The sequence below is a fragment of the Actinomycetes bacterium genome, from assembly GCA_036000965.1.
GTDB lineage: Bacteria > Actinomycetota > CALGFH01 > CALGFH01 > CALGFH01 > DASYUT01.
In genome coordinates this window covers 1-4356 of sequence record DASYUT010000239.1, presented here as the reverse complement: position 1 = coordinate 4356, position 4356 = coordinate 1, and the positions used below count along the sequence as shown (strand labels likewise).

The following is a 4356-nucleotide window of genomic DNA, read 5'->3' as shown; positions in this document are numbered from 1 at the left end:
GGGGTCGATTGCGGTGACGGTCCCGCGGGTGCCGTTGGCGACCTCGAGGCGGGCGAGGGCGTTCTTGCCGCACACCACCCGATCCCCCACCGCGACACTCCGCCCCGCGACCTCAAGACGGTCGGGGCCGAGCTGGCCGGCGTCGGCCCTGAGCTGCTGGCAGGCTCGGTTGAACCGCTGAACGTCCTGGCGGCGGTGGGCCAGGATCACCACGTCCTCCCCCGCCTGGTGGGCCTGCCACCAGTCGTCCAGCAGCCCCCGGGTCAGCTCGGCGGGGGTCTCGGCCAGCACCACCCGGTCGTGCTCCCGGTAGAGCGCGACCGCCTCCTCGACTTGGAAGCCGCGGACCAGCTCGAGGGCCTGCTGCTCCCAGGCGGCGTGCTGGCGGCGGTTGACGGTCAGCTCGCTGGCGCCGAGCCGTAGCCGCAGCCCCCGGAACCCCCCACCGGCGTCGATCGAGCCGAGCTGCCGGTCGTCGCCGACCAGGATGACCTTGGCCTGGCCGCGGGCGGCGTGGTCGAGCAGGCGGGCGAGGGTGCGGGTGCGGGTGCCGACCATGCCGGCCTCGTCGACCAGCAGCACGGTCTTGGCGTCCAAGTGCTCGCGGCGCTGGTCGAGGTCGGCCAGCAGCCGGTCCACCGTGCGCACGTCCCCGAAGCCTTCATTGCCGAGCCCGCTGGCGGCCAGCCCGGTGGGGGCGGCGCCCAGCAGCCGGTAGCCGTCCAGCTCGTAGGCGTGGCGGACCGCGCCGGCGACGAAGGTCTTGCCGAAGCCGGCCTTGCCGATCAGCAACGCCACCCCGTCCCCGGAGCGGACCAGGTCGGTGACCGCCGCGGCCTGGTCGGCCTCGATCGTGGGGAACGCCGCCAGCGTGGCCCGCAGGGTCTCGGGAGTGACCACCGCGACCTCGGCGTCTGCCCGGCTGGTCGCGGCGTCGAGCATGCGCTGTTCGACGGCGAGGAGCTCCGGGGTCGAGTAGCGCACCTCGGCGAGCTGCTCGTCCCGGGCGATCACCACCGCCCGCCCCGCAAGGAACCGGTCGGCCAGGGCCTCAAGCTGGCTGAGCATCTCCCCCGCGGAACGGCCGACTGGAAGCCGCCGGGCGAGCTGGTCGACCACGTCGCGGCGGGCGAATGTCGACGCCTGCGCGGTCAGCCCCGCCGGGCCCGCGAGGTCTTCCAACACTGCTGACGTCTCGGCCTCGGTCAGCGCGCGACCGTGGGCGCGGCCGAGCCACTCCGCATACGTCTGTGCGGTCACTCCGTGGCCGGCGAGCTCCGCGCGCCAGTGGTCATAGATCACCGCATCGGGCTCCGCATGATCCTTCGGCCGTCGGGTCGCCCGTGCGGCTTCGCGTGCCGTGCGGGTGTCATCGACCCCCCACGCGTCGCACTGCGCCCGCACCTGCGCCGCGCGCTTAGAGAACCCGTCGCGCAGTGCCTGGTCGTGCCACCCCTCCAGTTCTAGCTGCTCATGGTCGGCCACCTGGATGAACCGCACGCCCAGCCGGCGGGTCAGCTCCGCACGCCACAGCTGCTGATAGACCCGCTCGGCGGTCATCAAGTGCGCCCATAGCCGCTTGGAGTCCAGTGCGGTCGCCCGCCCGTCGGGGCCCTCGGTGAGGTTCTGCACCAGCAGGTGGGTGTGCAGCTGCGGATCCCCCTCCCGGCTGGTGCGGTGGTCGTAGCCGCTCGCCAGCAGCCCCGCACCATCGTGATGCTCGCACCCTGCGTGGCCGCGCCGCACCCCGACCGCGTGCGCTTCGAGCCACCGCACGGTGCCCTCGATCGCGGTCTGGCGTGCGGCCACGTACTCGCGCCGCACCCCCTCGTCCGCACCCGCGTAGAACACGCTGCCCGACTTCACGTCCGAGAGGCACAGATCGAAGCAGGCGTCGCGGTCGTCCACCCGCCGCCCGGCATGCTTGGTGGCCTGGTCGTAGGCGTCGCCGTACAGCTCCCGCGGGTCGACCCCGAGGACCCGCCGGGCCACCCGCTCGACCGTCTCGACCTTCACGTCTCGGCGGCCGACCACCGCACGTAGGTCACCGGCCAAGGCAGCACTGCTCGCGAGCTCCTCGACCGTGATCCCCCGCTCGGCCGCCAGCGCCTGGACGCGCTCGGCCAGCGGCCCGGTGGGCAGCTTGGAGCGCGGGTCGGCGACCCACCGGGGCTGGGCGAGCTACTCGCCGGTGACCGGGTCCTTGCCCTCGAACATCGCGTGGCTGCTCGTCTGCGGCTAGGCCTTCAAGGCCCGCAGCGGCCGCGCGGGCGCCGTACCAGCGGCCTGGCGTCTCGCCCTTGCCTGACAGGTACTCGCAGCGGGACTCGGCGATCTGGCGGATCCAGTAGTCCTCCTGGCCCGCCTTCAGCCCCGCGCCCGCCAGCACCACCCCGCACCCTCCATGCCCGCCCGAGCCGCCGGCCGGCACCGAAGGTGCAGCCGTATTGTGCCTTCAGGACCGGTGAGCAAATCGTAGACGGTGCAGCATTGCTAACAGTGGAAAACAGGACGGGATAGTCCTGGTGGCGAGGCTGGGAATGGCCGTGGGCATTGCTGCGGTGATCAGCTGAAGAGCTGTGACGCACATGCCGAGTGACAAAGCTCGATGGAATCGTTGAAATGGAATGCACGTCCGGTTCTCCATTCGGATGGTGCCAGCTGCGAGGGAGCTGCCGCTTGATCGCGAAAGATCCGATCCAAAAGAGAGCAGGATGACGGTCCGGATCCGGAGCGCCGGACCCCATGACGCAACCGCGCTCTCGAGCTCGGATACCCGGCAGTTCAGAAGAGTTGCGCCCACGGTCGCCACCTTGGCCGAGATCCGTGACGGGGTTGCTGCGAGGCGTGGCTGAACGAACCTCGTGCGTCGACGCCGCCGATCGTCATAGGCTGGTGAGCGAGCGGGCGATCGCTCGGGTGCTGGGATGTTCTGGCCTGAGGAGCCTGCAGGTCCGCTACGAGCGCCACGCGGACATCATGCTTGGGTTGGTGTACTTGGCCTGCGCGCTGATCTGCCGCAACTCGCTGAAGCAGCCGAAGGGCTGTCCGTTGACCCGGGCAGCTACGGTTGGACCCGGAGCTCCGGCGAGCTCGGCTCCTACGGCCAGCCGACGCCCGGTGCGGGTGCCGCAACGGTGAGCACCTGGCCCGTTCGTGGCGCGTCGCCCGCCATGCTGGCCGCACCTGCGTACTCGGCCGCCATCAGGAACAGCGTGCTGTCGTCCACGCCCCCGAGCGTGCAAGCGAAGCAGCCGCGGTCAAGGTCGATCGTGGCCAGCACCTCCCCGCCTTCGCGGACGCGCACGCAACGCTGGTTGGGGACGTCCCCATACCAGACGGCGGTTTCGGCGTCGAGACAGATGCCGTCGGGGACGCCGCCGTCGAGGTCGGCCCACACCCGCCGGTTCGCCAGGCCGCCGTCAGCCGCGATGTCGAAGGCCGTGAGCCTGTTGGCGTAGGACTCGGCGAGGATCAGCGTCTGGTTGTCGGGCGTCACGGCCATTCCGTTGGCGAAGGCGACGCCATCGGCTGCCTGCCGAGCCGAACCGTCGGGGGTGACCAGGGCGACGATGCCGGTGGCGAACTCGCCGCCTGCAAAGCGGCGCCGCAGGGTCCTGGAGGCCGCCGCCGGGTACCGGGTGGGTCAGCCCTCCGGCATGGCCTTGAGCGCGGCCAGGCGCTCGCGCCAGTATGCTCCCGCCTCCTTCGCGGCTGGGGCGTCCGGCAGGCGCTCGTGCTGCCTGGCCACCTGGCTCTTGGCCTTGCCCTTGGCGGTGAAGCCGACGTTGACCTGGGCCGCGCCATCGCCCCCAGTCGAGCTGGAAGAATCGAAGGCTGCGATGGGCTAGGCTCTCAGGCTCGTGCTCTCGGTCGTATGGCCAAGTCATGCTTTCCGACAAGGAGTCCGCCGTCATGTTCCCCGCCGCCTGGTAGACCGCGCATGCGTCCTCTGTTCGGTCGGATTGTTGAGCGCTGGTGTGTCCCCCAGGACGGCTCGCTGTCGGCGACCCCGGATGGATTCTTGAGCGAGCCTCATTGGCTCACCGGTGAGGGGATCGGTTCTCCTGGCGGTCTTGAACCGGTCGCCTCGGTCGCAGCCAGCGGAGCAGTGGTCCTTCTCGGTGAGCCGGGTGTAGGCAAGAGCACAAGCCTTCAAGGCCTGGTCGCGGATTTGCCTCCTTGGGAGGACACGGACGCGAACGAGGGCGGCTTGGCGTGGATCGACCTTGTCGACGTAGATGCCACGACGTTCGACGAGCTTGTCACAACCCCGCTGCAGCGGCTTCCGCCGGTGACGCCCGATGAGGACCGTGGAGTCCCATCTTCTGAGCTTCAACGCCAGGTTGAGCCTAG

At 70.6% G+C, this 4356-nt stretch carries 1 protein-coding gene and 1 pseudogene; both read right to left on the bottom strand.

Annotation, left to right across the window (positions count from 1 at the left end; translation table 11 throughout):
• Positions 1–2055, bottom strand: a 2055-nt coding sequence (gene mobF, locus VG276_21250) for a MobF family relaxase (GenBank protein HEV8651850.1), incomplete at its 3' end; no start/stop codon positions are given.
• 1045 nt (positions 2056–3100) lie between these two features.
• Positions 3101–3577: pseudogene (locus tag VG276_21245) on the bottom strand (SMP-30/gluconolactonase/LRE family protein).
• Positions 3578–4356: the final 779 nt, after the last annotated feature.